This window comes from Flavobacterium gelidilacus DSM 15343, assembly GCF_000422685.1.
In the GTDB taxonomy this organism is placed as follows: Bacteria; Bacteroidota; Bacteroidia; order Flavobacteriales; family Flavobacteriaceae; genus Flavobacterium; species Flavobacterium gelidilacus.
The window spans coordinates 519086-546058 of sequence record NZ_KE383903.1; the positions used below are offsets into that span (position 1 = coordinate 519086).

28 protein-coding genes are annotated in these 26973 nt (G+C 29.2%); 4 read left to right on the forward strand and 24 right to left on the reverse strand.

The genetic code is table 11. The annotated features are described in order from the left end of the window. The 17 genes from G507_RS0112070 to G507_RS0112155 all read right to left on the reverse strand — a co-directional run bounded on the left by G507_RS0112070 (position 1) and on the right by G507_RS0112155 (position 16501). Complete coding sequence (locus G507_RS0112070) at positions 1-426, reverse strand: GNAT family N-acetyltransferase (RefSeq protein WP_026717719.1); 426 nt, start codon at positions 424-426, stop codon at positions 1-3. After that, entirely contained in the window at positions 426-2771 is a 2346-nt protein-coding gene (locus G507_RS0112075; protein WP_026717720.1) for a S9 family peptidase, read from the reverse strand. The genes G507_RS0112070 and G507_RS0112075 overlap by 1 nt, the downstream gene beginning before the upstream one ends. A 314-nt stretch (positions 2772-3085) precedes the next feature. Next, the gene (gene atpG / locus G507_RS0112080) at positions 3086-3943 is read right to left on the reverse strand and encodes an ATP synthase F1 subunit gamma (RefSeq protein WP_026717721.1); all 858 of its coding nucleotides are present in this window, start codon (positions 3941-3943) and stop codon (positions 3086-3088) included. 84 nt (positions 3944-4027) lie between these two features. Beyond that, the gene (gene atpA, locus G507_RS0112085) at positions 4028-5602 is read right to left on the reverse strand and encodes a F0F1 ATP synthase subunit alpha (protein WP_026717722.1); all 1575 of its coding nucleotides are present in this window, start codon (positions 5600-5602) and stop codon (positions 4028-4030) included. Between the two features lie 39 nt (positions 5603-5641). Continuing rightward, positions 5642-6175 carry an ATP synthase F1 subunit delta gene (atpH, locus tag G507_RS0112090; protein ID WP_026717723.1) on the reverse strand — a complete coding sequence of 178 codons (534 nt, stop codon included), beginning with the start codon at positions 6173-6175 and terminating at the stop codon, positions 5642-5644. Positions 6176-6177: 2 nt separating this feature from the next. Further along, on the reverse strand, positions 6178-6669 hold the full coding sequence (locus G507_RS0112095; RefSeq protein ID WP_026717724.1) for a F0F1 ATP synthase subunit B: 492 nt from the start codon (positions 6667-6669) through the stop codon (positions 6178-6180). A gap of 75 nt (positions 6670-6744) precedes the next feature. Then, positions 6745-6945 (reverse strand): ATP synthase F0 subunit C, encoded by a 201-nt coding sequence (gene atpE, locus G507_RS0112100; protein ID WP_026717725.1) that lies wholly within the window; start codon positions 6943-6945, stop codon positions 6745-6747. Between the two features lie 40 nt (positions 6946-6985). Next, positions 6986-8068, reverse strand: a complete 1083-nt coding sequence (gene atpB, locus G507_RS0112105) for a F0F1 ATP synthase subunit A (RefSeq protein ID WP_026717726.1) — start codon at positions 8066-8068, stop codon at positions 6986-6988. Between the two features lie 470 nt (positions 8069-8538). Next, positions 8539-8769: an AtpZ/AtpI family protein gene (locus G507_RS17570; protein ID WP_026717728.1), complete on the reverse strand. Its 231-nt coding sequence runs from the start codon at positions 8767-8769 to the stop codon at positions 8539-8541. Continuing rightward, entirely contained in the window at positions 8738-9148 is a 411-nt protein-coding gene (locus tag G507_RS0112120; protein WP_026717729.1) for a bactofilin family protein, read from the reverse strand. Before G507_RS0112120 ends, G507_RS17570 begins: the two co-directional genes overlap by 32 nt. A 5-nt stretch (positions 9149-9153) precedes the next feature. Continuing rightward, on the reverse strand, positions 9154-11769 hold the full coding sequence (gene porW / locus G507_RS0112125) for a type IX secretion system periplasmic lipoprotein PorW/SprE (RefSeq protein WP_026717730.1): 2616 nt from the start codon (positions 11767-11769) through the stop codon (positions 9154-9156). 134 nt (positions 11770-11903) lie between these two features. Continuing rightward, on the reverse strand, positions 11904-12599 hold the full coding sequence (locus tag G507_RS0112130; protein WP_026717731.1) for an ABC transporter ATP-binding protein: 696 nt from the start codon (positions 12597-12599) through the stop codon (positions 11904-11906). A gap of 44 nt (positions 12600-12643) precedes the next feature. After that, positions 12644-14113, reverse strand: coding sequence for a DUF5687 family protein (locus G507_RS0112135; RefSeq protein WP_026717732.1), 1470 nt, complete (start codon positions 14111-14113; stop codon positions 12644-12646). A 56-nt stretch (positions 14114-14169) separates the two neighbouring features. Further along, a complete protein-coding gene (locus G507_RS0112140; protein ID WP_026717733.1) occupies positions 14170-14874 on the reverse strand; it encodes a hypothetical protein in 705 nt (234 codons plus the stop codon). Then, the gene (locus G507_RS0112145) at positions 14871-15485 is read right to left on the reverse strand and encodes a hypothetical protein (RefSeq protein WP_026717734.1); all 615 of its coding nucleotides are present in this window, start codon (positions 15483-15485) and stop codon (positions 14871-14873) included. The genes G507_RS0112140 and G507_RS0112145 overlap by 4 nt, the downstream gene beginning before the upstream one ends. Before the next feature lies 1 nt (position 15486). Beyond that, entirely contained in the window at positions 15487-16164 is a 678-nt protein-coding gene (locus G507_RS0112150; RefSeq protein WP_026717735.1) for a hypothetical protein, read from the reverse strand. A gap of 1 nt (position 16165) precedes the next feature. Beyond that, positions 16166-16501, reverse strand: a complete 336-nt coding sequence (locus tag G507_RS0112155) for a PadR family transcriptional regulator (protein WP_026717736.1) — start codon at positions 16499-16501, stop codon at positions 16166-16168. 174 nt (positions 16502-16675) lie between these two features. On the opposite strand from G507_RS0112155, the gene G507_RS0112160 reads away from it, so the two are divergent. Further along, complete coding sequence (locus G507_RS0112160; protein WP_026717737.1) at positions 16676-17728, forward strand: ferredoxin--NADP reductase; 1053 nt, start codon at positions 16676-16678, stop codon at positions 17726-17728. Positions 17729-17821: 93 nt separating this feature from the next. On the opposite strand, the gene G507_RS0112165 is transcribed toward G507_RS0112160, so the two are convergent. The 3 genes from G507_RS0112165 to G507_RS0112175 all read right to left on the reverse strand — a co-directional run bounded on the left by G507_RS0112165 (position 17822) and on the right by G507_RS0112175 (position 20209). Beyond that, positions 17822-18451: a hypothetical protein gene (locus tag G507_RS0112165; protein ID WP_026717738.1), complete on the reverse strand. Its 630-nt coding sequence runs from the start codon at positions 18449-18451 to the stop codon at positions 17822-17824. A 101-nt stretch (positions 18452-18552) separates the two neighbouring features. Continuing rightward, positions 18553-19590, reverse strand: a complete 1038-nt coding sequence (locus tag G507_RS0112170) for a glycosyltransferase family 9 protein (RefSeq protein ID WP_035666158.1) — start codon at positions 19588-19590, stop codon at positions 18553-18555. 13 nt (positions 19591-19603) lie between these two features. Next, the gene (locus G507_RS0112175; RefSeq protein ID WP_026717740.1) at positions 19604-20209 is read right to left on the reverse strand and encodes a DUF4254 domain-containing protein; all 606 of its coding nucleotides are present in this window, start codon (positions 20207-20209) and stop codon (positions 19604-19606) included. Between the two features lie 74 nt (positions 20210-20283). On the opposite strand from G507_RS0112175, the gene upp reads away from it, so the two are divergent. Then, a complete protein-coding gene (upp, locus tag G507_RS0112180; RefSeq protein ID WP_026717741.1) occupies positions 20284-20937 on the forward strand; it encodes a uracil phosphoribosyltransferase in 654 nt (217 codons plus the stop codon). Here upp and G507_RS0112185 read toward each other — a convergent pair. Beyond that, on the reverse strand, positions 20932-21861 hold the full coding sequence (locus G507_RS0112185; RefSeq protein ID WP_026717742.1) for a DUF6427 family protein: 930 nt from the start codon (positions 21859-21861) through the stop codon (positions 20932-20934). The two genes, upp and G507_RS0112185, sit on opposite strands and share 6 nt — an antisense overlap. Positions 21862-21908: 47 nt before the next feature. On the opposite strand from G507_RS0112185, the gene G507_RS0112190 reads away from it, so the two are divergent. Beyond that, entirely contained in the window at positions 21909-22139 is a 231-nt protein-coding gene (locus tag G507_RS0112190; RefSeq protein WP_026717743.1) for a DUF6341 family protein, read from the forward strand. On the opposite strand, the gene purD is transcribed toward G507_RS0112190, so the two are convergent. Continuing rightward, entirely contained in the window at positions 22131-23405 is a 1275-nt protein-coding gene (gene purD, locus G507_RS0112195) for a phosphoribosylamine--glycine ligase (RefSeq protein WP_026717744.1), read from the reverse strand. The genes G507_RS0112190 and purD overlap by 9 nt on opposite strands. Before the next feature lie 150 nt (positions 23406-23555). On the opposite strand from purD, the gene G507_RS0112200 reads away from it, so the two are divergent. Further along, entirely contained in the window at positions 23556-24866 is a 1311-nt protein-coding gene (locus G507_RS0112200; RefSeq protein WP_026717745.1) for a phenylacetate--CoA ligase family protein, read from the forward strand. On the opposite strand, the gene G507_RS0112205 is transcribed toward G507_RS0112200, so the two are convergent. Continuing rightward, a complete protein-coding gene (locus G507_RS0112205; RefSeq protein ID WP_026717746.1) occupies positions 24863-25615 on the reverse strand; it encodes a glycosyltransferase family 2 protein in 753 nt (250 codons plus the stop codon). The genes G507_RS0112200 and G507_RS0112205 overlap by 4 nt on opposite strands. Further along, a complete protein-coding gene (locus G507_RS0112210) occupies positions 25615-26973 on the reverse strand; it encodes an undecaprenyl-phosphate glucose phosphotransferase (RefSeq protein WP_026717747.1) in 1359 nt (452 codons plus the stop codon). Before G507_RS0112210 ends, G507_RS0112205 begins: the two co-directional genes overlap by 1 nt.

Consider the following 26973-nt stretch of genomic DNA (forward strand, 5'->3'; position numbering starts at 1 on the left):
TTATTCTTTTAAATATTTTACAAAGTGAAATCCCTTAGGCACAAAACCATGATTGATATAAAATTTTTGAGCAGCAAAATTGGTTGTATAAGCATCTAAAACTGCCATGGTACAATCGTTTTCTATAGCTTTATTCACTAAATAATTCGTTAGAATTTTACCTATTCCTTTAGAACGCTGATTTGGATGAACTATTACATTATCCAATTCTAAATATCTTCCACACCATAATTTAGAGGCAATCCAAAATCCTGCCAAACCTAAAGTTTCATTATTTTCTTTAACAATTACTTGTTTGTAATTTATGGGTAACATTTCATCCAAAAGCGATTCGTATTTTTCTAAAGTAAAATCAGCATACAATTGTTGGATAATTGGCAACTGCTCCAACATTGCTTCTTTGGTTGTTAACTCAAGGATTTCCATTATTTTTCTAATAAATTTTTGTTGAACAAATCTAAAATTCTTCTGTATTCATCAATCCATGAGTAAGTTTCCTTAAATCCGTGAGCTTCTACTGGAAAAACGGCTAAATCCCAATCTTTTTTTCCTAATTCAATAAAACGTTGCGACAAACGAACTACGTCTTGGAATTGTACGTTATCGTCAACCATTCCATGTAACATTAACAAGTTGTCTTGTAAGTTTTCAGCAAAATAAATTGGTGAACTTCTTTTAAAAGCAACAACATCTGTTTCTGGAAAATTCAAAATATTTGCTGTATATCCTTGATTATAATGCGCCCAATCTGTAACCGAACGTAAAGCAGCACCAGCTTTAAATTCACCAGGTTCAGTCAACAAAGCCATTAAAGTGATAAATCCGCCATAAGAACCACCATAAATTCCAACGCGATTGGCATCAATTCCTAAATTCTCGACTAAATATTTTTTTCCATCCAATTGATCTGATAAATCTAAACCTCCCATATGGCGATAAATTCCTGTTCGAACATCTCTTCCGTAACCATCACTTCCTCTGTAATCTATGTCTAAAACTGTATAACCTAAATCGGTTAACATATTATGAAACATAAATTCTCTGTGATAAGAACTCCAATAATTATGTGCGTTTTGTAAATATCCAGCACCATGAACGAAAATGATTGCCGCTTTGTTTTTGGTTTCAGTTTTTGGTTCATATACTCTTGCGTAAACCGAATTTCCATCTTGAGCTTTAAAAGTAATTACGTCTGGATTTTTCCATGCATAAGCTTCAAATTCTTTGGTTGTTGAATGTGTGATTTGCTTTAAAGTTGGATTCGATTTATTTTCAGCAACATATAATTCCCAAGGTTTATTTTTATAAGAATAACGAACTAAAAGTTGTTTTTCATTTGGAGATAATTCAACTTCATAAGCACCATCATTCGTTAAAATGGCTGTCATTTTTTTGGTTTCACTATCTAATTTATAGAATTCTCTATTTCCAGGATGATTTGTATTTGTTGTGATATAAAAAGTTTTCAAATCTTGTGAAAGTTTTACATCTTTAACTTCCCATTTCCCAGAAGTCAACTGAACTTTCTTTTTAGAGTTTAAATTCAAAGTATATAAATGTGAAAACCCTGATGCTTCTGACTGAAAATAAATAGTTTCATTATCCTTTAAAAAACCTAAAGTTCCTCCACCATAATTGTAATTTGGAATTCCTGGTCCACCTATCCAAGCTTCATCATGTTGATGGTCTAATTCTGTAATTTCACCTGAATTTAAATTTAATTGAACAATCCATCGGTCTTTGTTGTCTTGACTTCTTAATTCGAAAACTGCTTTTGTTCCTGTTTTGTTATAAACCGGACTTACCATTGCAACTGCTTTTTCAATCTTTTCTTTGTCTTTTAAATTTTCGTATTCTTGATAATAAGCTGGATAATCCATAATGCCAGATAAATTTGAAAACGAAACATAATAAACCGTGTCTTTTTCAATGTTGAAAATTCCCATTTTATGTTTACTCAAATTATCTATTGACACTTTTGAACGTGCAGATTTATTTGATGTATAACCGTCATCAGTTATAAAATGTTCGACTTTAGTAGAAGTTTGTGTTGCATAATCTGAAAGCCTAAACGTAATAAATTTTCCGTTTGGTGAAGGTTTTAATTGTTCTAAAGATGATTTTCCAAAATAGATTTCTTTGATTAGGGTTTCTTTATTTTGTTTGTACTTTTCATCATACCAAGCATCTTTTACTTCATTATCTCTTACAAATTGAAATAATTCACTTTGTTGTTTTTCTAAATAGTTTTTTGATTTTTCTTTTTCTTCAGATTCCGTTCCTGATTTAAAATTTGTCAATTGTATTATTGAAAAATCGTTAGTGTTTAATTGATAAACATTTCTATTTTGTTGGTAAAAAATGATTGCTGGATTATTACTTCTTTCTACATTATAAATTCTTTCTGAAGCAACGATAACCTTTTTAATGCTTTTGTTTTTTCTATTGAAAGCGTATAAATTTCCTGCTTTAGTATAATAAACCGTCTCAAATTCTTTTTGGTTTGAATCCTCAATTTCTGAAAATTCTTTATCAGAATCCTTTAAAACCTGAGGTTCTTTTGAGGTAAAATTCCAATAATAAGTACTATTTCCGACTTCATTATTTGGATTCCAATCAAAATAGATAGTAGAACCATCAATAGACCAACGGTGATTTTCTGGCTGATTTCCGACAAACTCATTCCCCTTCATGATTTGTTCTAACTGAAGGTTTTGAGCGAATCCTTGAAATCCAATTACAATAAAAAGAGTAAAAATATATTTATGCATAGTTCTGATTTTGGTATTGACAAATATATTAAATAAAAAAAGAGTCAAATTACTTTGACTCTTTTTTGTGTATAAATTAATAAAACTTAACTTTTCAAAACTATGATTAGTTATTCAAAGCTTCACAATTTGAAAATTTGACTTCGCTAACGCTACGTCTAATTATTTAAAGCTTCGCAATTGGAAAATTTGACTTCGCTAACGCTACGTCTAATTATTTAAAGCTTCGCAATTGGAAAATTTGACTTCGCTAACGCTACGTCTAATTATTTAAAGCTTCGCAATTGGAAAATTTGACTTCGCTAACGCTACGTCTAATTATTCAAAGCTTCAGCTCCACCAACAATTTCAAGAATTTCTCCAGTAATTGCAGCTTGACGAGCTTTGTTATAAGTTAATTTTAATTGATTTCTTAATTCTGTAGCATTATCAGTTGCTTTGTGCATAGCAGTCATACGAGCACCATGTTCTGAAGCAAATGAATCTCTAACTGCTTTGTATAATTGTGTTTTTAATGATTTAGGAATCAATGTCAACACAATTTCTTCTTTTGAAGGTTCAAAGATATAATCAGATGAAACTGCTTCACCACCAGTAATTGGTGCTAAAGGTAAAAACTGTTCTCTTTGTACAATTTGAGTAGCTGCATTTTTAAATTGATTGTAAACTATTTCAATTTTGTCATATTCACCTGCTTCAAATTTATCCATTAAAACTTGAGCAATTGCTGCAACATTATCAAAAGTCAAATCATCGAAAATTGCACTCTTGTTGTCAATTACATTATAATTTTTTCCTAAAACATCATTTCCTTTTTTACCAATAGCAAAAACATCAACTTGTTTTCCAGGATAAGAATTTCCAACTATAACAGCTTGTTTAATAACATTCGTGTTAAAAGCACCACATAAACCTCTATTAGAAGTTATAGCAACCACTAATACTTTATTAATTTCTCTTTGATCTGCAAAACTTCCAACACTATCTCCTTCAAGAGTTGCGCTTAAGTTTTGTAATAATTCCGTTAATTTTTCGGCATAAGGTCGCATAGCCGTAATAGCATCTTGTGCCTTTTTAAGCTTTGCTGCAGAAACCATTTTCATCGCAGATGTAATTTGCATCGTAGATGAAACGGAAGTAATTCTATTTCTAATTTCCTTTAAATTTGCCATCTTTTATAAGTAATTAGTGATTAGTAATTAGTGATTAGTTGCTTTATGCTAGTTACTACTCACTAATTACTTTTCACTTATAAATTAATATTTTGCTGAAATCTCTTTAGCTGCTGCTCCTAAAACATCTGTAATTTCATCTGTGAATTTACCAGCTTTTAAAGCATCTAATGTTGGTCTGTTTTTTGCATTAAGATATTCGATAAAATCTCTTTCGAATTCTTTTACTTTTTCAACAGGAACATCTTTTAATAAATTTTTAGAACCAGCATAGATAATTGCAACTTGATCTTCAACTGTATATGGGTCATTAACCGCTTGTTTTAAGATTTCAACGTTACGTTTACCTTTTTCAATTACATTTTTAGTTACTGCATCTAAGTCAGAACCAAATTTAGCAAATGCTTCTAATTCTCTATATTGAGCTTGGTCTAATTTTAAGGTACCAGCTACTTTTTTCATTGATTTAATTTGTGCATTACCTCCAACACGAGATACAGAAATACCAACGTTAATTGCAGGACGAACCCCTGAATTAAATAAATCTCCATCTAAGAAAATTTGTCCGTCAGTAATCGAAATTACGTTTGTTGGAATATATGCAGAAACGTCACCCGCTTGAGTTTCGATAATTGGTAAAGCTGTTAATGAACCTCCACCTTTAACGATTGGTTTCAATACGTCTGGTAAATCATTCATGTCTTTAGCAATCTCATCATTGGCAATTACTTTACAAGCTCTTTCTAATAAACGAGAGTGTAAGTAAAAAACGTCTCCAGGATAAGCCTCACGTCCTGGTGGTCTTCTTAATAAAAGGGAAACCTCACGGTAAGCTACAGCTTGTTTAGATAAATCATCATAAATGATTAATGCAGGACGACCTGTATCACGGAAATATTCTCCAATTGCTGCTCCAGCCATAGGTGCATAAACTTGCATTGCTGCAGGATCAGAAGCGTTTGCTGCAACAATGGTTGTATAAGCCATTGCTCCTTTTTCTTCTAAAGTTTTTGCGATTAATGCAACCGTTGAAGCTTTTTGCCCAATTGCTACATATATACAATATACTGGTTGACCAGCATCGTAAAATTCTTTTTGATTTAAAATGGTGTCAATACAAACAGTTGTTTTACCAGTTTGACGGTCACCAATCACCAATTCACGTTGTCCTCTACCTACTGGAATCATAGCGTCAATAGCTTTGATACCTGTTTGTAATGGTTCAGTTACTGGTTGACGAAAGATAACTCCAGGTGCTTTTCTTTCTAATGGCAATTCATATAAAGTTCCTTCTATTGGTCCTTTTCCATCAATTGGGTTACCTAATGTATCTACAACACGACCTATTATTTCTTCTCCAACTTTAAGAGAAGCAATACGTTGTGTTCTTTTTACATTTGATCCTTCTTTGATTCCTGTTGATGGTCCTAAAAGTACCACACCAACGTTATCTTCTTCTAAGTTTAGAACGATAGCCTCTAACCCGTTATCGAATTGAACTAACTCACCATATTGAGCGTTAGATAATCCGTAAACACGTGCGATTCCATCTCCTACTTGTAGAACAGTTCCTACTTCTTCTAACGTTGCACCAGATTCAAAACCTGATAATTGTTGCTTTAATATTGCTGAAATTTCAGCTGGATTTATTTCTGCCATTTTATTTATAATTTGTACACTCTTGAGGTGCAATAAATATTAATAACTAAATTCTCTTTTTAAATTTTGTAATCTGCTTGCTACAGATGCGTTGTATTGTTGATCACCCATTGTTAAAATAAATCCACCAATGATAGATTCGTCAACAATGTTTTCTAAAGTGATTTTCTTATTTGAAAACTCTTTAATTTTTGCTAAAACTTGTAATTCTAAATCGGCAGTAATTGGAAAAGCAGTTGTAACCTTTGCAATCTCAACACCGTTTAATTCATTTACTAATGCTTGAAAATCTGAAGCTATTGTTGGTAACAATTCAAATCTTTTGTTAGCTAATAACAATTGAAATAAGCTTTTAGTTTCTTTTTGTGCAGCCGCAAAAATTGCTACTAAAGAAGAATATTTAACTTCTCCTTTAATAATAGGGCTTTGTAAAAAGTTTTTTAACTCTCTACTATCTTTTACAGCATTTACTATTGAAGTCATATCGTTAGTAACATTGACTGTATTATTGTTTAGTTGTGCAATATCAAGTATCGCTTTTGCGTATCTTATAGCTGCTCTTGTACCTGCCATAATTAGTTTAATTTAGCATCGCCTAACATAGTCTCAACTAATTTAGTTTGAGCTTCTTTGTTAGCTAATTCTCCTTTTAATACCTTTTCAGCAATCTCTATAGAAAGTGCACCTACTTGATTTTTTAAATCAGCAATAGCAGCATTTTTCTCACTAGCAATTGATGCTTTAGCTTGTTCGATCATTTTTTCTCCTTGCATTTGAGCTTCTGATTTTGCATCGCTAATCATTTTTTCTTTGATTTCGCGTGCTTCTTTAATCATAATGTCTCTTTCTGCTCTAGCTTCAGCTAATAACTTTTCGTTATCAGCTTTAAGATTTTGCATATCTTTTTTTGCATTTTCTGCCGATAATAAAGCATTATTAATTGAATCTTCTCTGCTTTTTACAGCTCCAAGAATTGGTTTCCAAGCAAGTTTCCTCATTAATAAGAAGAAAACAATAAAAATTAGACTTGTCCAAAATATTAAACTTTCTGGTGAAGTTAAATTCATAATATATATATTTTACTTTTTGTTTCTTTTTTTAAAAAATCTTCTCACAACCAACCGTTGTGAGAAGATGATTAATTACTTAGCGATTAAAGCAACTACTACAGCGAAAAGTGCAACACCTTCGATAAGAGCAGCAGCAATAATCATTGCTGTTTGAATTTTTCCAGCAACTTCTGGTTGTCTTGCCATAGCATCCATAGCAGATCCACCAATTTTTCCAATCCCGATTCCTGCTCCAATAACAGCTAATCCAGCACCGATTCCAGCTAATACCATAATAAAATATTTATTTAGTTAATAATTAATAAAACTCAATTTAGTGATGATCATGTTCTGCAACTGCCTGACCAATAAATAGTGCTGACAACAAAGTAAACACGTATGCTTGCAATGCTGCAACTAATAATTCCAAAACACTCATAAACAACACAAAGGCACCAGAAACTGGAGAGATCCACGTTGTTTTGAATATATAAATTAATGAAATTAAACTTAAAATAATAATATGTCCTGCAGTAATGTTAGCGAATAAACGAATCATTAATGCAAAAGGTTTTGTAAACATTCCAATAATTTCTACTGGTATCATAATAGGATATAATGCTTTAGGTACTGGTGGTGCAAAAATATGACCCCAATAATCTTTATTAGCATTAAATGATGTAATTAAAAATGTTATAAATGATAAAACAAATGTAAAGTATATATTTCCTGTTAAGTTAGAACTAAATGGGAAAAATGGAATAAGTCCAAACATATTATTAATCCATATAAAGAAAAATATTGTTAATAAGTAAGGCATGAATTTAGCGTATTTTTTTTCTCCAATATTTGGAATAGCGATGTCGTCTCTAACAAAGATTACTAATGGTTCCAAGAAACCAGCTAATCCTTTTGGAGCCATGTTGTTTTTTTTGTATGATCTTGCAAGTGAATAGAATAATAAAAATAATACTATTACTGAAAGCAACATTGAAAACACGTTTTTTGTAATAGAAAAATTTAAAGGTCTTGCGCTAAAGTTGAAGGCACTTTTATCGTCTTCGCTTAAATTTTCGAATTTGTCAGCATAATAAACTACCTCTTTGTATTTTACAAACTTCTCACCGTTCTTTTCTACAACATGTATACCGTTATCATCATGATGAAATTCAGAAGAACCAAATATTGTTAATCCGTTTTCAGACCACAAGATTACGGGTAATGAAACAGATATTGGATGCCCATTCCAATCAGCAATATGGAAATCATGAGAATCACCTATATGCGAATTAATTAAGTCCGTGGCATTAAATTCTTTCTCTGCTTCTTCAATACCTTGTCCAGCGATACTTTTGGTTGAAACCAATAATAAAGTAGCTAATAAAACTATGTTCAATACTTTTCCAAAAATCTTCATAACTATATTTAGATAAAACAGTGTTTTAATTTTTTTGCAAAAGTACATTATTAATTAAAATAATAAAAGTTATTGTTATAATTTTTACATTTTTTGTATTTTACTCTTTTTTGTTTAATAATTTTATCAAAAAAACGCTTTCAATTATTAAAAATACAAAGTAACAAAAGAAAAAACTTAAGGTGTCAGGAATTTTGTTATCAAAGTCAGATTTTATCAAAGGCATCAAAAAAGAGACCGAAAGCGCCATCTTAATTATTCCAAGTCCTAAAAAAGTGTACCCTACGTAATCACTGAATTTATCATAAATAAAATAAAGGATTCCAAGTCCTACAAGAGACATTATGAAATTGAAAAAATAAATGTTTTGTATAGGAATAAATACCTCTATGTTTCTAATTAAAAAATAATGTATTGAACCGATAATTAATGAAATAATCAATAAATAGGCTACTGAAATCAAAAACTTTTTAATCATTATCTGTGGCTTGAATTTTTTTTAAATTTCTAAAAATACTATATAACGAAATAAATATAGAAATTAAAGAGAATAGTATTATAAACAAAGGGCTTAAATTAAATTTTGCATCAAGATAATTTCCAAAAAAAACTCCTGCAAAAATAATTATTCCCATTTGAATCGGAATGTTTATTAGTGCTAACCATTTATTAGGCTGTTTTTTCTTCTTGTTTTGGTCCATTTTTTACTTCATTGATATTTTTAATTGAACCTTTCATGCTGCAAGTTGCTGTAAAATTCGCTCCAGGTTCAACGCCAAGTTTTCCAACTATAACATCTCCTTTAATGTTTGCATTAGATTTAACATTTAAGAGTTCAATTGCTTCAAGTTTTCCAAGAAATTTACCTTCAACATCTATGTTTAGACACTTTACATTTCCTTCGACAAAACCACTTGGGCCGATAACTAATTTGCCTTTTAAAGTAATGTTACCAATTAAAGTCCCGTCAATTCTTACATCAGAATCAGAAACTAAGTCTCCGTTTAATTGTGTTCCTTCTGCAATTCTATTCATTTTGCCAAAAAGGCCTTCTGCTGGTTTGGTTTTTTTATCGAACATGTTTTTTATTTTAGTAAGGATAAATAAATATCCCAATTTTTCTTAATTTGAACAACCATATAATTGTCTGATGAAATTACATAAGCTTCATCATTTACTTTGTAATCTTTATAGTCTTTTAGTAAAAATAGTGTTGATTGTGCTGATTCTTTTGATTGAAAGCCATGCACTACAATAAAATTTGCTGAATCATTATACAAATCATTTGATCTTTTTACTAAAACATCACTTCTGTCTTTTATAAACTTATCTAATTTTACATATAATGCTTCAATTTCAGAAGTTGACATGTAGTTTTTTGGAAAAACTATTTTCCATGATCCATTTGTGTCTTCTTTAAACTCTAGCTTTTCAAGACTAGGAATGTTTTTTGACAAAATACTTTCTGCTTGTTTTCCTTCGTTTGCGTTTGGATAGTTTAGCGCTACAAAATTCAATGTCTTTTTATAAGCTTCTATTCCTTTTAATCTTGCTGAAATTTGAGCCTTTAATAATTCGAATTTGGGCGCAATTTCGTCTCCTGTATATAAATCGATATATTCATTGACTTTTACATAAGATTCTCTAATTTCTCCATTTTCAAAATCTTTATATAATTTTGCATAAACAGCATCTGGTGACTGATTATCTTCATTGTCTTGATTTGGATTTAGAAGTATTTGAGCATATCTACTTTCTGGATATTCTGAAATAATTTGTTGTTTAATTTCATTAGCCTTTGGACTTCCTATGATTTCATATATTTTAAACAAATTATATTTTGAAGGCAAAATAAATCGTTCTTCAGGTTTATTGTCTAATAATTTTACAAATTTAGAAGCAGCTAATTTATACTCTTTAAATTTTTCTTTGTAAATATTTCCTAATTGGTAATCGGCAAAATCTCTGTCTTTTTTTAAACTGTCTAGTACTTTTAAATCCGAAGGTAGTTGACTTGTATAAAACTCAACTTTATAAGCTGGGTTATCTACAACTTTTTCTTCTTCTTTTTCCTCAACTACATCTTTGTTGTTGTCTTTATCGTTAGATTTATTACTAGAAAGTTTACTAAAACGCCAATTGTCTTTTAATTCTCTTTTGCCCCATTTTTTTCTGAATTCAGATTTTCCAAAAGCTAAATTAGTTGGGCTATAAAAATAAAAACTACTTGTTTGTGCATCGTTTCCTCCAATTGATGGTGGCGCAAATTTAGATTTACTTGCCTGACTTACATCTTCACCTGCAAGAGATTGATTATTATTTCCTATTACTGCAGCACCATTTGATTTGTTCTCTTCAATTAAAGCTAATCGTTCTAATTCTTTTTGTTTGATTAAATCTTGAGCTTTAAGTTTTTCTATATGTTTTAAATAATATTCGTTTTTAGCCTCGTCAGAAAGTCCGACTACATATAAAATACTATCATTTGATTTTGAAATAGCTTCATATTTAATTACATCATCTAAATTTTGTCTCTTTTTAGCAATAGCTCTATATTCTCTAGTTCTATCATTTAACTTCGTTAGAGTACTATCATAATATTTACCTGACTTAAGATATTCTGCATTGTAAAAATTAATTTCAGCAATGTTTCTATAATTTGAAGCAGTTAAATATTTATCAGCTGTTTGTTTTCTTAGTGACTTGTTATAGTAAGTAACGGCTTGTTTGTCATTACTTTGTTTGTCATAAAACAAGGCAACTTGATGATTAATTACATCCAAAAAAGGTCTGTTTTCTCTATCTTCAAGAAGTTTATTGAATCTTTCTAGAAAAACTAATGTATCCCCTTTTTCATAATCAAATTGTTGTGCTAATTTTGCATGTGCCTGAATAGTGTATTTTCTTGGAGACTTTCGCTTCATTGCGATAACTTCTTTATAAGCCATTGCTGCACTATCTGAATCCTTTAAACCTTCATAAAGTTGACCAATAATAAAAGTATATCTTGCTTTTTGATCGTTAATTTTTGTCTTTTCTTTGGCCTTTTTAAGAACTACTAGAGCCGTGTCTTTTACACCTAAATTCATGTAAGCTTGGGCTAACATTGCTGATGCATTTGCCAAATCTTGCCCTTCAATTTTTTTGTCTTTTAAAAGTCTTTTTAAATTATCCGCAGCAACTTGATCGTTATCTAGTCTAATGTTGATTTTTTCTCTCCAAACTTTTGCTTCATAAATTTTATCGCTGTTTGGGTATTTGTATAAAACATAATTAAAAGCTTCTAAAGCCGGAATGAATCTATTGTCAAAATAACGAGCTTTTCCTAGTAAGATGTATGCTTCATCCATTTGTGAATTCTTTTCAGAACCACCAATATTCATGGAATGTTTTTGAATAGCTTTGATTGCTTTATCTTCAGCGCGTTCAAAATTTGGATTTTTTTCTTCACCAGGAAGCATTTCTTCTTCATCTTCCTGCATATATTCTACAGGTAAAACATCCCAAAAATCATCTTGATAGGTTGTGCCTAAGTCTTTTAAACCTGTTTCCAAAGCAACATCACCGTTATATAAAATGTTATATTTGGCAGTTTTGGCATGAAACGTTCTGTTTATAAATCTATCTTTCTTTGTTGAACAAGAGATGATTAGAAGTATAATTGCTACTATACCAAAATATTTATATGTATTAATTTTCAAAGTAAAATAGTTTATAATTCATAACTGAAAATTTCAGTTTTTAGTATATCAACTCGTAAAAATACGTTTTTTTTATAAGTATGAAAATATTTCTGCCTATTTGGGTAAAACCCGATGAAAATTTAACTTTTAGCTTAAGCCGAAAAGAAAGCTTCTAGTTCTTTTAAAGTTTCTGTTGTTGGTACTAAATCTTTTACAACATTACCTTTTTCTAAGACTACAATTCTATCTGAAACCTCAACAGTATGTTGTAAATCGTGACTTGAAACTAAAACAGTAGTTTTTTTATCTTCAGCTAAAGTTTTGATGATTTTCTTTAATCTAATTTGGGTTGTAGGATCAAGATTTGCAAAAGGTTCGTCTAAGATTATTACTTCAGGATTTCCTATTAAAGCACCTATAATTCCAGCTTTTTTTGCGTTTCCTTTTGATAAATCTCTTAGATATTTTTTATTGTTTAGAATTTCACCATTAAAAAAATCTTCATAGTTTTTTAAAAATGAGTCTACATCCGCTTTGTTCCAACCACGTAGCTCACCAATGAAATAGAAATATTCTTCTGGTGTAAGATAGCCAATTAAAAAGCTTTCGTCAATAAATGAAGAAGTAAATTTTTTCCATTCTTCACTTGTGTTTATTTGAATATTGTTTGAAGTTATTCTTCCAGTTGTTGGTCTAATTAAATCTAATAGTAAACTGAAAAAAGTGGTTTTTCCTGCTCCATTATTTCCCACTAATCCAAAGCTTTGTCCTTTTGGAATATCTAATTGATTAATTTGTAGAACGGTAGTTCCGTTGTATGTTTTTTTAAGATCTGAAACGTGTATCATCTTTTTTATTTTTAGTGAAAGGTAATTGGTGATTAGTTATAGATTTAGCTTTTTTGTTTGTAAGCGTGTAAGGTTGCGTATTTTTCTTTTTTGTAAATGGCTTCAATCATTTTAAACACTTTGTTTTTAAAGGCAAATCCGATTATTCCGGCTAAAACAATAAAAACATATCCATAAATTGGACTAAATAAGAAGTGTCCTAAACTATATAAGGCGATTGGTAATAACAATTTTGGTAATGAAATCAACATTGTTTTTACATTAAACGCTTTTTTATCTCCAAATGCTCCTTTTGCTGAAGTTAAATCAATTGGCGTTTTGATAAATGCTCCACCTAATAAGATTAAATGCGAATTAATTCCCATATTGAAAACCGCACAAGCTAAAATGGCTAAGTAAGCTTCCCAACCAAAATATATATAAAATGAAGCTAATAAAGTTGAAACAATGGTCGCAATAATAATCAACCACCATTTTGCTGATAAGTAATCTTTATAAGTAATGTTTTGGGTCATCATTAAAGGATAATAAGAGCTATCCCAACTTGGTACAAATTGACCGAATGTGAATAAGAAACCTCCTGAAATAAATATTCCAGCAAATACTTTCATGAAAGGGTTATCATAGGCTTCAACTGAACCTGTAAAAAATAAAAAGCCATAAAAAAGAAATATAAAACTCATTAATACAGAAGTTTTTGCTCTTTTGTTTCTTTTAATTAATCTGATATCATTTTTGATGAAAGTAGAAACGCTACCAAATTTGTCTAACCAAGAATAGTTTTCTGTAGTTGCATTTGATTCTTTTAAGGCTAAACCTGCATCTAAATATAAATTAGATTTAAAAAATTTGAATGTAAAATAATATAAGCCAAACACTAGTAGAAATGGAATTAATACTAAATAGCTCAAGTTATAAAATCCTTCAAAAAACGAACTAGTATAATTTGTAATGTCGAAAATATTATAATATTGTAACAATCCAAAAGCTGCAAAAACTCCAATTACCGCATAAAATACACTATCTTTTTTATCGATTAAAATGGCAATGAAATTATTAGCGTAGATAAAAAACAACATACTTAAACCCCAAAAAATAGCATTTATAGGGGCAAATCCTTCTTTGATTAAAACTAACGTGAATGGAATAAAGAAAAACCAGTGCAAAAAATTAAAAAAAGATAAAACTGTTTTGCCCAAAGTGTAATGTACAATGTTATTTTTCTTGATGTTTTGATTTAGAAAAGGTCTAATAGTTAACGTTGGCATTTTCTGAAGGAAAAAGCGAAAAAGCAAATCGAACACTAGATAATAAATAATGTATTTATTTACGGTTGGAAACGGGTCTAAACCAGCTTCTTCCAGAATAAAATAGGCTCCAATTCCCAAACCAATAAACATAACTATAAAATACAAAGCTCCAAAAGCCATTAGGATTTTTAATGCCAAGTTGGTAGAAAATGAAGCTGATCTAATAAAAGATCTCCATTCTAATTGAATAAATTGTTTTATCATGGTTTTTTGGTTAATTAGTTTGTGGTTGCTAATTGGTAGTATTTTATGATAGATTGTTACAAAGAGTTTGCTAGTTCATATTCTGGATAAGTTTTTTTAAGATAATGTTCTGCTTTTGATGGAATAATGAATAACAGTATATAATTAAAAAGAAAGACTGATATAACTGTAGCACTTATTAGTATTGAAGGAATCAAATTAAAAAAATTTATTTTATCATATAACTGAAGAGCAATTTGTATTGGCAAATAACTCAAACCTCCAAAAGTTCCAAAACTATAAATTATGTCTTTGTAGAGCCATTTTTTTCCTGAAATCTTATTTTGTTTTTTATTTTTTCTTGATAGTTTTATCATTCCAATAAAGAATATGATTACCGAAATCATAAACAAGGTTATAATGACAATATTGGCAAATTGAAACTTTAACATTAAAACTACTAAAAAAATAAAAGCTGATGCAGTTCCTATTATTTTTGGAATGGAAAAAAAATCTTTAAAATAACTCCAAACTAATTTATTATACTGCTTTCTTAAAGCTCTTTGACGTTTTTCGACAACATCCATAAAACCAAAAACGCCAAATTTCTTGAATTCTATTTGCAAAGTTTCTTCAAAAGAAAGTTTTGGGTTTTGTTGCAATTGATTTTCGATTGCGTTGGCTAAATGATCTACTAATTCGGTTTGTAAATCATACCATTCTACATAATGTTGTCTTGTGAATTGGTAAAGTTTTTCTATTTGAGTTTGGGTTAGTTTCATTTTGCCAAAATGCTTTTTTGAGACTTATTAAACTTAACAACAGTATTAATATAATAAACATAAAATGAAATGCTTAAAAAGAAAATTACACTAACTGTATAAATATTCCCTCGGAAATTTCCAAAAAAACCATCAGCATAACCATTAATAAATATGTTTATAAAATAAATAGCATTTAATATTAGACCAAATTTCTCTAAAATATAATATCTTTTTCTTGCGTTTAAAAAATAGATGCTTGTATTAATTACAAAATACAAAAGCATTAAAATCCAAAAAACAGAATTTAAAGCAATTAAGTCATCTCTAAAAACAAAACAAACAAATGCTGTAAAAAAAGCAACAATTAAATTGTAACGCTTTTTTAAAGATTTTATGAAAAGTTTTAAAGCTTCAAATGAAGATTTTTTATTCATCATAAATATTTCTTTTTTATTTACTGGCATATAAATTTTAAAAGCTTCATAAAAACCAATGTTTTTTTCTGTCATTTCTTTTTCAATTCCATTGAGAATATGATCAAGCATTTCCATTCGAATATCAAAATAAATAACCTCATTTTTTTTTAGATAGTTATCTATGAAGTTTATGTTTTCTTTCGATAATTTCATCTTAAACAAAAATTTGAGTTTTTAATTCTTCTACTGTTTTCTTTCTGATTTCTATAAAAACCAATAATGAAATTAAAGAAAATGTAAATACTAAAGTCATAAATAAACGCATCAAAACATGATTGAAATCAATAGACTCTTTTCCTAAAATAGTATAAGCTTGAGTAACTTGTGTTCCTGCTAAAGCCAAAAGATACGAGCTATTAAGGGTTTGTGTCTTTAATACATATAACTTATTAATTTTACGATACTTTCTAGAATAAAAAAGTTGAAAAATAGCGACAAATCCAACTATTGCAATTGCAATCATATTAGGTTTTGCAGGATTTTCAAAGAAAGATATGAAAAGGTAATATAAAATAAAAACACTTAATGTGAGTGTAATTTTTGGAAAAGTAAAATACTCCTTAATTTGCCTAAAATTAATATCTCTAACTTTTTTTTGAGCTAGTTTTTGTTTTTCGAGCACTAATCCTGAAAAGCCTTTTTTTCTTCCAAAGCCTTCAACTTTTGCTTTCATAACTGCATCTTGAAAAGAAATTTCTTTATCATTTTCTAAAATATCTTCCACACTTAAAATCATATGGTCTAGAATTTCCATATAGACTTCATAATATTTTATATCATTTTTTTTGATATAATTTTCTATGTAGGTTGTTTGTTCTGCTGTCAACTTCATCTTAATAACTCAATTTAGGATTAACAATACTTTGCATGTTTTTAATAAACTCTTCTAATTCAGTCAAACGATTAACCGTTTCTTTTGTGCCTTTTTCAGTTAATTTATAGTATTTTCTTAAGCGATTATCTACTTTTTCTACTTCTACATCTAATAAATCTTCCGCTTCTAGTTTGTGTAAAGCGGGATATAAAGCTCCTTCGGTGATGTTTAACTCTCCTTTAGTAATTTCTTTTACTTTTTGAGTAATTTCGTAACCATACATTCGGCCGTTTTCTTCTAACAACTTCATGATTATGGTGTTCAAACTTCCTTTATATAATTGTGAATTTTTCATTGTATTGAAATTTTATACTACAAACATACATAATATTCTTATACATTAGAATCTTATGTATGTTATTTTTAATTTTTTATCCCAAAATCTATAATCTGAAAATCTGCAATCTTTTCTCTTTTCTCTTTCTTCTTTTCTCTAAAAAATAGTATTTTTGTAAAAAGAAACTCAACTATGTCAGCATTCTATAAACTAGCTATAAAAGAAATTAAAAAGGAAACTCAAAACGCTGTTTCTATTTTATTTAATATTCCATCAGAATTAAAAGAAAACTATCAATTTATTGCTGGTCAATATGTTACTCTAAAACTAAAATTAGACGGACAAGAAATTCGTAGGGCTTATTCTATCTGCAGTAGTCCAAAAAGTGGTGAATTAAGAATTGCTGTTAAAGCCATTAAAAATGGTTTTTTCTCTAAGTTTGCTAATGAAAGCTTAGCAGTTGGTGGTTTATTAGAAGTTGGAACTCCTGAAGGAAAATTCACCTTCGAACCAAAATTTGATAAACAAAAAAACTATGCTGCTTTTGTAGCTGGAAGTGGAATTACTCCAGTTATGTCAATACTTCAAACGGTTTTAGAAGAAGAACCTAAAAGTACTTTTGTACTCGTTTATGGAAATAAAAACGAAGAAGAAACTATCTTTCATCAACAATTACACGATTTGCATTTAAAATATGTTGGTAGATTATTTGTTCACTACGTTTATAGTAAAATAAATGTTGACGGTGAACTTTTTGGTAGAATTGATAAATCTGCCGTAAACTTTGTTTTAAAGAATAAACATTCTCAAAAAGAATTTTCTAAATTTTATTTATGTGGCCCAGAAGACATGATTAACTTGGTTTCTGACACTTTAAAAGAAAATAATATAGTAGAAAAAGACATAAAATTCGAATTATTCTCAACGCCAACCACAGAGAATGATGCTGTAATTTCGCATGAAGGTCATACTAAAATCACCGTTTTAGTTGATGGCGATGAGACAACTTTTGAAATGAGTCAAAAGCAAACTTTACTTGAAGCTGCTTTAAAGCAAGGATTAGATGCTCCATATTCTTGTCAAGGTGGAATTTGCAGTAGTTGTATCGCAAAAATCACAAAAGGTTATGCTGAAATGAAGAAAAACACCATTTTAACAGACAAGGAAATAGCAGATGGATTAATTTTAACTTGTCAAGCCCATCCTACTTCTGAAGAGGTTTTTGTAGATTATGATGACGTTTAAAAATTAGTGATTAGTGATTAGTGATTAGTGATTAGTGATTAGTGATTAGTGATTAGTGATTAGTGATTAGTGATTAGTGAAATATACTAAATGCTAAGCCTTTCTAACTTTTTTTATCCAATACATTATAAAAATTGTTCCAACAATTGAAGGTGAAATCCAGTAGATTAAGCCTTCAAAACGTAAACCTGCAACTAAAAAAGCAGTAATTGAAGCAATATATGCACCTGACATTTTTCCAATATGAAAAGGTAGGATTTTTGTTTTATCTATGTTTTTATAAAATTTGAAGTCTCTTATTGAGGTTAATAAAGCCGTTAGTCCAAAAAACAGATATAAGATTCCACCAGAATTATTTCTTAGAAGAAAGTAGGTTCCAAAAAACAACATGACTAAAGAGGCAACAAACATTATACCTGAAATCAATTTATCTGTGAAATTTGCTTCTTTTTTCCTTTTGAATAAAAGGATTCTATTTCCTGAAATTACTAAGTAAATGGTGAAAATTCCGATTAAGAATAAAAAGTTATTTTCATGATTTGGTAACCAACAAATTGGTAGAGAAATTAAAGAACTAATCACCATTCCATAAGAAAAAACTTTTCCTGATTTTTTGTGATTTGCACTTCCTTTTATAAATAAAATACTTGCTAAACCTGATAAAAGAGCAATTCCTCCAAAAAAAGCGTGAATATAAATGAAGATTTTAATGACTTGTTCCATGATATTTTATTTTTATAGAACAAACTTAAATCAAATAGGTTGCTTGAAATATTTTTATATTCTGAACTGTTGAAATAGGTTGATGAGTTGTTATTTTCTAACTAATTCTCAATGCTGAATACTACTTTTTCAACTAAAATACTTCGCATTACATCTTCATAGCCAGGAACAATTTTATTTCCATAAACAGAGGTTGGTAATAAAGGATACTTTGTTCTATCCGAAACCAAACAGTTTTCCATAGGTTGATTGAATGGTTTAAATCCAGCAAAAGGATGCGTTGCTCCCCAAAGTGTAACAACCTTAATTCCGAGCATAGCAGCAATATGTGAGTTGCCTGAATCCATTGAAAGCATTACTTCTAAATTGGAAATTAATTGAAGTTCTTCAGTAAAAGTTAGTTTTCCAGCCACAACAATTACGTTTTTGTGATGGTTTTGTAATTGATTTAATTTTTGAATTTCTTTTTTTCCACCACCAAATAACATGACTTTTTGATTTGGTTTTTTGGCTAAATCATCAATCACTTGTTGCATTAAATCTAAAGGATATACTTTACTTTCGTATTGAGCAAAAGGTGCAATTCCAATTTTTATTCCCGAAAAATCGGGAATCTCTCCAATTTTACTCAGAATATTATTCGACAAAACTGCTTTTTTGGGAAACGTTGGATTAGCTAAATCAATTTGAAAACCTAATTTATTAAAAGTTTCAATATGTCTTTCAAACATTGATTTTGTAGGTTCAAAAATCTTGTTTTCTGCACGTGTTAATGCTTTTTTATCGGCACGACCTTTGTCTGTTGCAGCCGCTTTTTTTCCGCTTAAAGCAAATAAATTTCGAACTACTTTTGAACGTAACACATTATGTAAATCTGCAACATGAGTAATTCCAAATTTCTTCAAGTCTGAAAATAAACGTAGTAATCCTAAAAAACCTTTATGTCTTTTCTTTAAATCAACTCCAAAAAAAGAAACATACGGAATTGTATCAAAGAACGGTTTAAAAAAAGGTCTAGAAACAACCGTGATTTTTACATCAGGATATTGAATAGAAAAAGCTCTCAACACTGGAACTGTCATTGCGACATCACCCATAGCTGAGAGCCTTATTACTAATATGTGTTTTGTTTTTGGCATTTAAAAAAAATGCTTATTTCTTATTTTGGTATAAAACAGGATTTAATTCATCATCGTTGTACATCTTCATTTGTTTATACACTTTCATGAATTTATCTCCATTTTCATAGTCAACGATTAATTGGTCAATCGAACTAAACATATCGCTTTTTTGATCTAAAAGAACATTCAGTTTTTCTTGACATTTTGCTCTATGTTCTGCTGAAGCTTCTGTTCTTGTAGCTTCTTCATTCATATGATAAATTTTTAAAGCTAAAATTGACAAACGATCCATTGCCCAAGCAGGACTTTCAGTGTTTATCTTAGCGTCATCTTTTACTTTAACTTCACTATATTTTTGAAGAAAATAACTATCAATATATTCAACCATATCGGTTCGAACTTGATTTGATGCATCAATTTTTCTCTTTAAAGTTAATGCTGCAACTGGATCAATTTGTGGATCACGAATAATATCTTCGTAATGCCATTGTACTGTATCAACCCAATTTTTGGCATACAATAAATGCTCAATTTGGTCTTTTGGATAAGGATTATTTATTAGTTGATCTACACTATCATGTACATGATAATCATTGATACTTTGTTCAAAAATGGTAAATGCAAATTTCGCAAACATAATTATATGGTGTTAATTTGTACAAAAATAGAGAATTTTTATACTTTTAACCTGAAAATCTAAATAATATTCCAATGCACATTCATTATATCTCTGAAGAAAACAGTATTCTAAATCATTTTTTAACGCAATTAAGAGATGTCCACATTCAAAAAGACAGCATGCGTTTTAGAAAAAACATTGAACGTATTGGCGAAATTATGGCTTATGAATTAAGCAAAACACTTGAATATAAAGACATTAAAGTTCAAACTCCATTAGGTATTAAAGAAACTACAACTGTTGCGGACAATGTGGTTTTATGTTCTATTTTAAGAGCTGGCTTAGCTTTGCATCAAGGATTTATGAACTTTTTTGATGATGCAGAAAACGGATTTGTTTCTGCTTACAGACATCATTATAACAACGATGATAATTTCGAAATATTAGTTGAATATCAAGCAGCACCTTCTTTTCAGAATAAAAATTTAATTTTGATTGATCCAATGTTAGCAACTGGTCAATCTATTGTAGCTGTTTTAAAGAAATTACATTTAGAACAAAAGCCCAAAGAAATTCACATTGCAGTAGTTATTGCTGCTCCAGAAGGAATAGCTTATTTAGAAGAACATCTTCCTAAAAACTGTCATTTGTGGGTTGCAGCTTGTGATGAAAAACTTAATGAAAAAAACTATATTGTTCCAGGCTTAGGTGATGCAGGTGATTTAGCTTACGGAAGTAAATTATAACTGTAATAAAAACATGGTAATTGAAACGAAGACTAATAAATAAAGTGTTGTTTCTTTCATCCAAATGGTCTTGATGGTTTCGATAAAATTAGCTCCTAATATAGCTAAAGGAGCTAAACTAAATATTAGATAACTGTTGTTTTTATGGTCGGATAAAACATAAATTAAAACACCTAATAAAAAAGCAAACAGTATTTTTTTATAAGTTGATTGTTGGTTTAAAGGTTTATTCTGTACCTCAGTTATTTGAGTAGAAAAAAACAACAAAGCCACTGAACTAAATACTGCTAAAGCTATGTTTTGATATATGTTTTCAAAATAACTAAAGTTAAAACTTGTGTTGATTTCACTATAAAGATCAGATATCAAATTGTTGTCTAAAATTAAGTCTACTAAAACACTTAAAATTGCAACTGCAAACAATGCTAATATTGGAATAATCCAGTTTTTGTAATTTCCAGACACGTGAAAAATAATAGAAATAAACACTAAAATTATAAATGAAATACACCAAAAATGAAACAAAGTTGCTACAAATATCCAAAAAGAAGCGTCAAAAATTTTTTCTTTAGTGTTTTTTAAGTTTTGCAAAGAAATTAGTCTCCTAAGTGCTAATAACAATAAAAAATTAGCAATTATTACGTTGGGCGTTTTAAAAATTAAAGGAAAAAGAAACAAAAAAATGGAGAACAAAAGAATAGTATAATTATTCGATTTGGTTAAGTTATTTTTTAAGGTCAAGAAATTAAGTAGAAAATAAGAGGCAAATAAAAACAGAAACAAACCAATCTTTTGAGCTATTTGCCAACCATCATTTGTCCAACTTGTTTCTTTAAATTGATACAAACCATATAAGAATAAAGTTATTATTCCTAATATTAAATAATTTATTGGTCTTGTTTTACTAAAAACACTTGCTATCATAAAGATATTTATTACTTTTGTGGTGTAAATATAACACTATTAAAAAAATGAAAGCATTTTTTGAAGGATTCGCATCTCTTTTTGTTGATTTTTTATTCAAACCTTTTGACTGGTTAAGAGAACTAGAGTTAACAAATTGGTGGATAGCAAACATTATAAACTGGGTATTTATCATCATTTGTATTGTCGCAATGGTCTATTGGACTAAAAAATTAAATATCTTCAAAAGCAATGGTGAAGATAATGATGATACAACAGCTCATTCATTCTTAGGTTAAATCGAAACCTATATCTTTTCGATAATTCATCTTATCAAAATGTAATTTATTTATGTTTTGATAAGATTTTTTTATGGCTTCATCGAAGGAATTTCCATAGGATGTAATGGCTAAAACTCTTCCTCCATTTGAAACAACTTTACCATCTTCAAGTTTAGTTCCTGCATGAAACACTAAGGAATCTTCAATAGTCTCTAAACCTGTAATCTCTTTCCCTTTTTCGTAGGCTTCAGGATAACCACCGGAAACTACCATAATTGTAGTTGCACTTCTTTCGTCAATTTCTAAAGTAATTTTGTCTAATTCCTGTTTTGCAATCGCATCAAAAATTTCAACTAAATCTGATTTTAATCTTGGCATAACCACTTCTGTTTCTGGGTCACCCATTCTTACGTTATATTCAATAACTATTGGTTCGCCCTTCACATTGATTAATCCTATGAAAACAAATCCTTTGTAATCAATATTGTCATTTTGGAATCCTTGAATAGTTGGTTTTACGATTCTAGTTTCAATTTTTTCTAATAAAACTGAATCTGCGAATGGAACTGGAGAAACTGCTCCCATTCCACCTGTATTTAAACCAGTATCACCTTCACCGATTCTTTTATAATCTTTCGCAGTAGGAAGGATTTTGTAATTTTTTCCATCTGTCAATACAAAACAACTTAATTCAATTCCATCTAAAAACTCTTCGATAACAACTTTTGAACTTGCAGTACCAAATTTAGCATCAACCAACATACTTCTTAATTCGGTTTTGGCTTCTTTTAAGTCATTTAGGATTAAAACTCCTTTTCCTGCCGCTAATCCATCTGCTTTTAAAACGTATGGTGCTTCTAAAGTTTCTAGGAATTTATAACCTTTTTCAACAGTTTCGGCCGTAAAGCTTTCATATTTTGCGGTTGGAATATTGTTTTTAACTAAAAACTCTTTGGCAAATTCTTTACTTCCTTCTAATTGAGCTCCAATTTTTGATGGTCCAATTACTGGAATTTGATTAATTTCAGAATCATTTTGAAAAAAGTCATAAATACCATTTACTAAAGGATCTTCTGGCCCAACAACAACCATGTTGATTTTATTTTGAAGAACTATTTTTTTAACAGCTTCAAAATCATTTGGATCTAAATCGATGTTCGTTGCAATTTGACTTGTTCCGGCATTTCCTGGAGCAACATATAAATTTTGACATTTATCGCTTTGTAACATTTTCCAAGCTAAAGCATGTTCTCTTCCTCCTGAACCTAATAGTAAAATATTCATTTTTGTTGTGTTTAATCTGAACTTGTTTCAGATTCTCATCTTAGTTAGTTCGGTTTAGTTGTTACGGCAAAAATACTTTGTTTTGTTTTTAAAATATAATTTTCGTTTAAAAAGTTTTAGTTTTCTTATTTTTGATAAAATTTACAAAACGTGTTTAAATTATTTGATTTTTCATTACGATTAAATGGTTTTCCAATAAAGAAAGCTACAACTGTATTTGAAAAAATTTTAGCAATTTCAGAAGGAAAATTTGAAACTTATGTAACAAAAAAACGCAATGAAATTGTAAATTTTCATCTTCAAAACAATACGTTTTATCAAAAATTAGTTGGGAAAGCTGAAATTGAAAATTGGAATACTTTACCAGTTTTAACTAAGAAAGATTTACAACAACCTTTAGCCGAAAGACTTTCAGATGGTTATTCACCAAAAACTGTTTTTGTCAACAAAACTTCTGGTTCTAGTGGTGCTCCTTTTGTTTTTGCTAAAGATAAGATGTGTCATGCGATTACTTGGGCTTCGATAATTTATCGTTTTGGTTGGTATGGAATTGATTTTAATTCAAGTTATCAAGCGCGTTTTTATGGAATTCCGTTAGATTTTATTGGAAATAAAAAAGAACGTTTGAAAGATTTTTTGGGAAATCGTTATCGTTTTTCAATTTTTGATTTGTCTGATGACTTTTTAGAAAACGTATTAGCAAAGTTTAAGAGATCAAAATTCGATTACATTAATGGTTACACAAGTTCAATTGTATTATTTGCTAAGTTTTTACAACAAAAAAACATTGTTTTAAAAGATGTTTGTCCAACTTTAAAAGTTTGTTTAGTGACTTCTGAAATGCTTTTTGATGAAGACAAAATACTGATGGAAAAGCAATTTGGTGTTCCAATTGTGAATGAATATGGTGCATCTGAATTAGATTTAATTGCTTTTGAAAACACAAAAGGGGAATGGCAAGTTAATAGTGAAACTCTTTTTGTTGAAATTTTAGATGATAATAATCAACCTGTCCCAAACGGAAAAGAAGGAAAAATTGTGATTACTTCCTTATATAACAAAGCTCATCCTTTTATTAGATATGAAATCGGTGATGTTGGTATTTTGGATGAAAAAAGCACCTTTAAAAAACCTATTTTAAAGAAATTAATTGGTCGAACAAATGATTTGGCTGTTTTGCCAAGTGGAAAAAAATCTCCAGGTTTAACGTTTTACTATGTTACAAAAAGTATTATTGAAGACGATGGAAATGTAAAAGAATTTGTAGTAAAACAAACTAAAATTGATTCCTTCGAAATTGATTATGTAAGTGAATTTAATTTAACTTCAGCTCAAATTAAGAAAATTGAAGATGCTATTGAATTGTATTTAGAACCTAATCTGAAGTTTATTTTTACAAGAAAAGACTTTTTAGAAAGAACTAAAAGAGGAAAATTGAAACAGTTTCAGTCTATGCTTTAATTTCTATACTTCATAAAACCACGATACATCCAATGTAACATATAATAAGTGGATTGAAAAACGTTTAATTGTTCAACTTCTCTATAAAATTGCCATTGATATTTCAATAAATTAGATTTTTTACGTGATAAAGAATTTTCTCTAATTCGATAAATGGCTTTTGGTTCTTGAATTCCGTAAGCAAAAGGAATTTCCTTTAAGTATTGCAACCACAAACCCATATCTTGACGTTTTCGTATTAAAGGCATTGATTTTTTTCCCAAAGTTTCAATATCTAAAAATGCCGTTAAACAACTAATAGAGTTTGATTTTAAAATATCCGAATAAGTTACTTTTTGAGGAACAATGAAATCAGAATAAATGAAATTTAGTTCTTCATCTGAACGTTTGTAAGAAGAAAACACAAAATGAATTCCGGTTTCTTGAATGGTTTTGATGCTGTTTTCGATAAAATTTTCAAACCAAACATCATCTGCATCTAAAAACGTCATGTACTTTCCGGAAACATGTTCAATTCCTTTGTTACGAGCAACTGCTGGCCCTGAATTTGATTCTAATTGATGAAGTTGTATTCTGTTGTCATTAGTAATAAAAGACTTGATTAAATCGATTGTATTATCAGAAGAGCAATCATCAACCAAAATCATTTCCCAATTTTGATGGGTTTGTTTTTGAACAGATGTAATCGTTTCAGTAATATATTTAGCTGAATTGAATGTTGGAGTTACAATGGAGACTAGGTTTCTCATTAGTATGCTTTATCATCTCCTTTAAAAATATTTACTACGGTTTGAATTATAATTTTGATGTCCATTATAAAAGACCAATTTTCAATATAGAAAACATCGAATTTTATTCTATTAATCATGTCGTCATCCGTTTCAATTTCTCCTCTAAATCCTTTTACTTGTGCCAAACCTGTTACTCCAGGCTTTACATAATGCCTAACCATATATTTTTTAACCTTATTGCCATAAGCTACATTTTGTGACCATAAGTGAGGTCTTGGTCCAACTACAGACATTTCTCCTTTTAATACATTAAAAAATTGAGGTATTTCGTCTATGCTTGTTTTTCTTATAAATCGACCTATTTTAGTTACTCTTGGGTCATTTTTTGAAGCTTCGGTTTCTGTTGTTCCATTTAACTTCATGGATCGAAACTTATAACAACTAAATTCTTCTTCATTAATTCCTGGTCTACTTTGTTTAAAAAAAACGGGGCCTTTTGATTCTAATTTAATTAATATTGCCAAAAGTGGTGTTAACCATGAAAGGACGCCTATAACTATTAGTAGTGAAAAAACAACATCAAAAGTTCTTTTTATTAGTTGAATTGTAGGATTGTGAAGCGGTGTTTTTTGTAGTGTTAAAACAGGAAATAATTCGTAATAATTTGTTCGAAAATTTTTCGAAAACACATCTGTTGAATCTGGAATAAACTTGATTTCAATTTTATTTGCATCTGAAAATTCTACCAATTCTTTCATTTGATTATTGGAAATTTCATTTAAAGAACAATATATCTCATCTATATTGTTTTCAATACAAAAAGTATAAAGTAAATTGGTTTTGCCTATTATTTTTTCATTCTTTTTTTTATCTGAAAAAAAACCTTTAAACCTATATCCATAGTCATCTCTTTCGTCAAAAATGTTTTTTAAGTTAATTGCTTCATCCGTAAAACCAACAATTACAACATTTCTATAATTATTTCCTGTAGATAATCGATATTTTTTTAAATAATAAAAAAGCAGCGTTTTTATTATTATAATTATTAAGAAAAGAACTAAAATATATAATGATATTGCTTTGCCGCTAAAAATCGCTATTTTGTAAAAAGGGAAAAAAGCAATAATAACAAGTGTAAAAAAAACGGCTTGTTTTACAATTTTAGAAAGTATTTCTACTGGTGTGGTAAAACGAAAAACTTCGTAAAATTTAGTAAAAAAGGAGACAACTACCCAAGAACCAAAAAGAAAAGTTCCAAATAATATAAAATCTATGTTTAATCCTTTAAAAAAATAAGGAAAAAGCATTAAGATCATAATTAAATCTAATAACACACTAAATGGTCTTATGTATTTTGAATATCTGCCTTTATGCAT

Bases quoted from the DNA above. Each gene is read 5' to 3' on its own strand.
- G507_RS17570 (WP_026717728.1), bottom strand. From the start codon at position 8,769: ATGGACCAAAACAAGAAGAAAAAACAGCCTAATAAATGGTTAGCACTA.
- atpH (WP_026717723.1), bottom strand. From the start codon at position 6,175: ATGGCAGGTACAAGAGCAGCTATAAGATACGCAAAAGCGATACTTGAT.
- G507_RS0112130 (WP_026717731.1), bottom strand. From the start codon at position 12,599: ATGATACACGTTTCAGATCTTAAAAAAACATACAACGGAACTACCGTT.
- G507_RS0112185 (WP_026717742.1), bottom strand. From the start codon at position 21,861: ATGATAGCAAGTGTTTTTAGTAAAACAAGACCAATAAATTATTTAATA.
- G507_RS0112150 (WP_026717735.1), bottom strand. From the start codon at position 16,164: ATGAAGTTGACAGCAGAACAAACAACCTACATAGAAAATTATATCAAA.
- G507_RS0112165 (WP_026717738.1), bottom strand. From the start codon at position 18,451: ATGGAACAAGTCATTAAAATCTTCATTTATATTCACGCTTTTTTTGGA.
- G507_RS0112210 (WP_026717747.1), bottom strand. From the start codon at position 26,973: ATGCATAAAGGCAGATATTCAAAATACATAAGACCATTTAGTGTGTTA.
- G507_RS0112095 (WP_026717724.1), bottom strand. From the start codon at position 6,669: ATGAATTTAACTTCACCAGAAAGTTTAATATTTTGGACAAGTCTAATT.
- G507_RS0112070 (WP_026717719.1), bottom strand. From the start codon at position 426: ATGGAAATCCTTGAGTTAACAACCAAAGAAGCAATGTTGGAGCAGTTG.
- atpE (WP_026717725.1), bottom strand. From the start codon at position 6,945: ATGGTATTAGCTGGAATCGGTGCTGGATTAGCTGTTATTGGAGCAGGA.
- G507_RS0112075 (WP_026717720.1), bottom strand. From the start codon at position 2,771: ATGCATAAATATATTTTTACTCTTTTTATTGTAATTGGATTTCAAGGA.
- G507_RS0112205 (WP_026717746.1), bottom strand. From the start codon at position 25,615: ATGAGAAACCTAGTCTCCATTGTAACTCCAACATTCAATTCAGCTAAA.
- G507_RS0112120 (WP_026717729.1), bottom strand. From the start codon at position 9,148: ATGTTCGATAAAAAAACCAAACCAGCAGAAGGCCTTTTTGGCAAAATG.
- atpG (WP_026717721.1), bottom strand. From the start codon at position 3,943: ATGGCAAATTTAAAGGAAATTAGAAATAGAATTACTTCCGTTTCATCT.
- atpB (WP_026717726.1), bottom strand. From the start codon at position 8,068: ATGAAGATTTTTGGAAAAGTATTGAACATAGTTTTATTAGCTACTTTA.
- G507_RS0112175 (WP_026717740.1), bottom strand. From the start codon at position 20,209: ATGTTTGCGAAATTTGCATTTACCATTTTTGAACAAAGTATCAATGAT.
- G507_RS0112140 (WP_026717733.1), bottom strand. From the start codon at position 14,874: ATGAAACTAACCCAAACTCAAATAGAAAAACTTTACCAATTCACAAGA.
- G507_RS0112145 (WP_026717734.1), bottom strand. From the start codon at position 15,485: ATGAAATTATCGAAAGAAAACATAAACTTCATAGATAACTATCTAAAA.
- G507_RS0112160 (WP_026717737.1), top strand. From the start codon at position 16,676: ATGTCAGCATTCTATAAACTAGCTATAAAAGAAATTAAAAAGGAAACT.
- purD (WP_026717744.1), bottom strand. From the start codon at position 23,405: ATGAATATTTTACTATTAGGTTCAGGAGGAAGAGAACATGCTTTAGCT.
- upp (WP_026717741.1), top strand. From the start codon at position 20,284: ATGCACATTCATTATATCTCTGAAGAAAACAGTATTCTAAATCATTTT.
- G507_RS0112190 (WP_026717743.1), top strand. From the start codon at position 21,909: ATGAAAGCATTTTTTGAAGGATTCGCATCTCTTTTTGTTGATTTTTTA.
- G507_RS0112155 (WP_026717736.1), bottom strand. From the start codon at position 16,501: ATGAAAAATTCACAATTATATAAAGGAAGTTTGAACACCATAATCATG.
- G507_RS0112135 (WP_026717732.1), bottom strand. From the start codon at position 14,113: ATGATAAAACAATTTATTCAATTAGAATGGAGATCTTTTATTAGATCA.
- G507_RS0112170 (WP_035666158.1), bottom strand. From the start codon at position 19,590: ATGCCAAAAACAAAACACATATTAGTAATAAGGCTCTCAGCTATGGGT.
- atpA (WP_026717722.1), bottom strand. From the start codon at position 5,602: ATGGCAGAAATAAATCCAGCTGAAATTTCAGCAATATTAAAGCAACAA.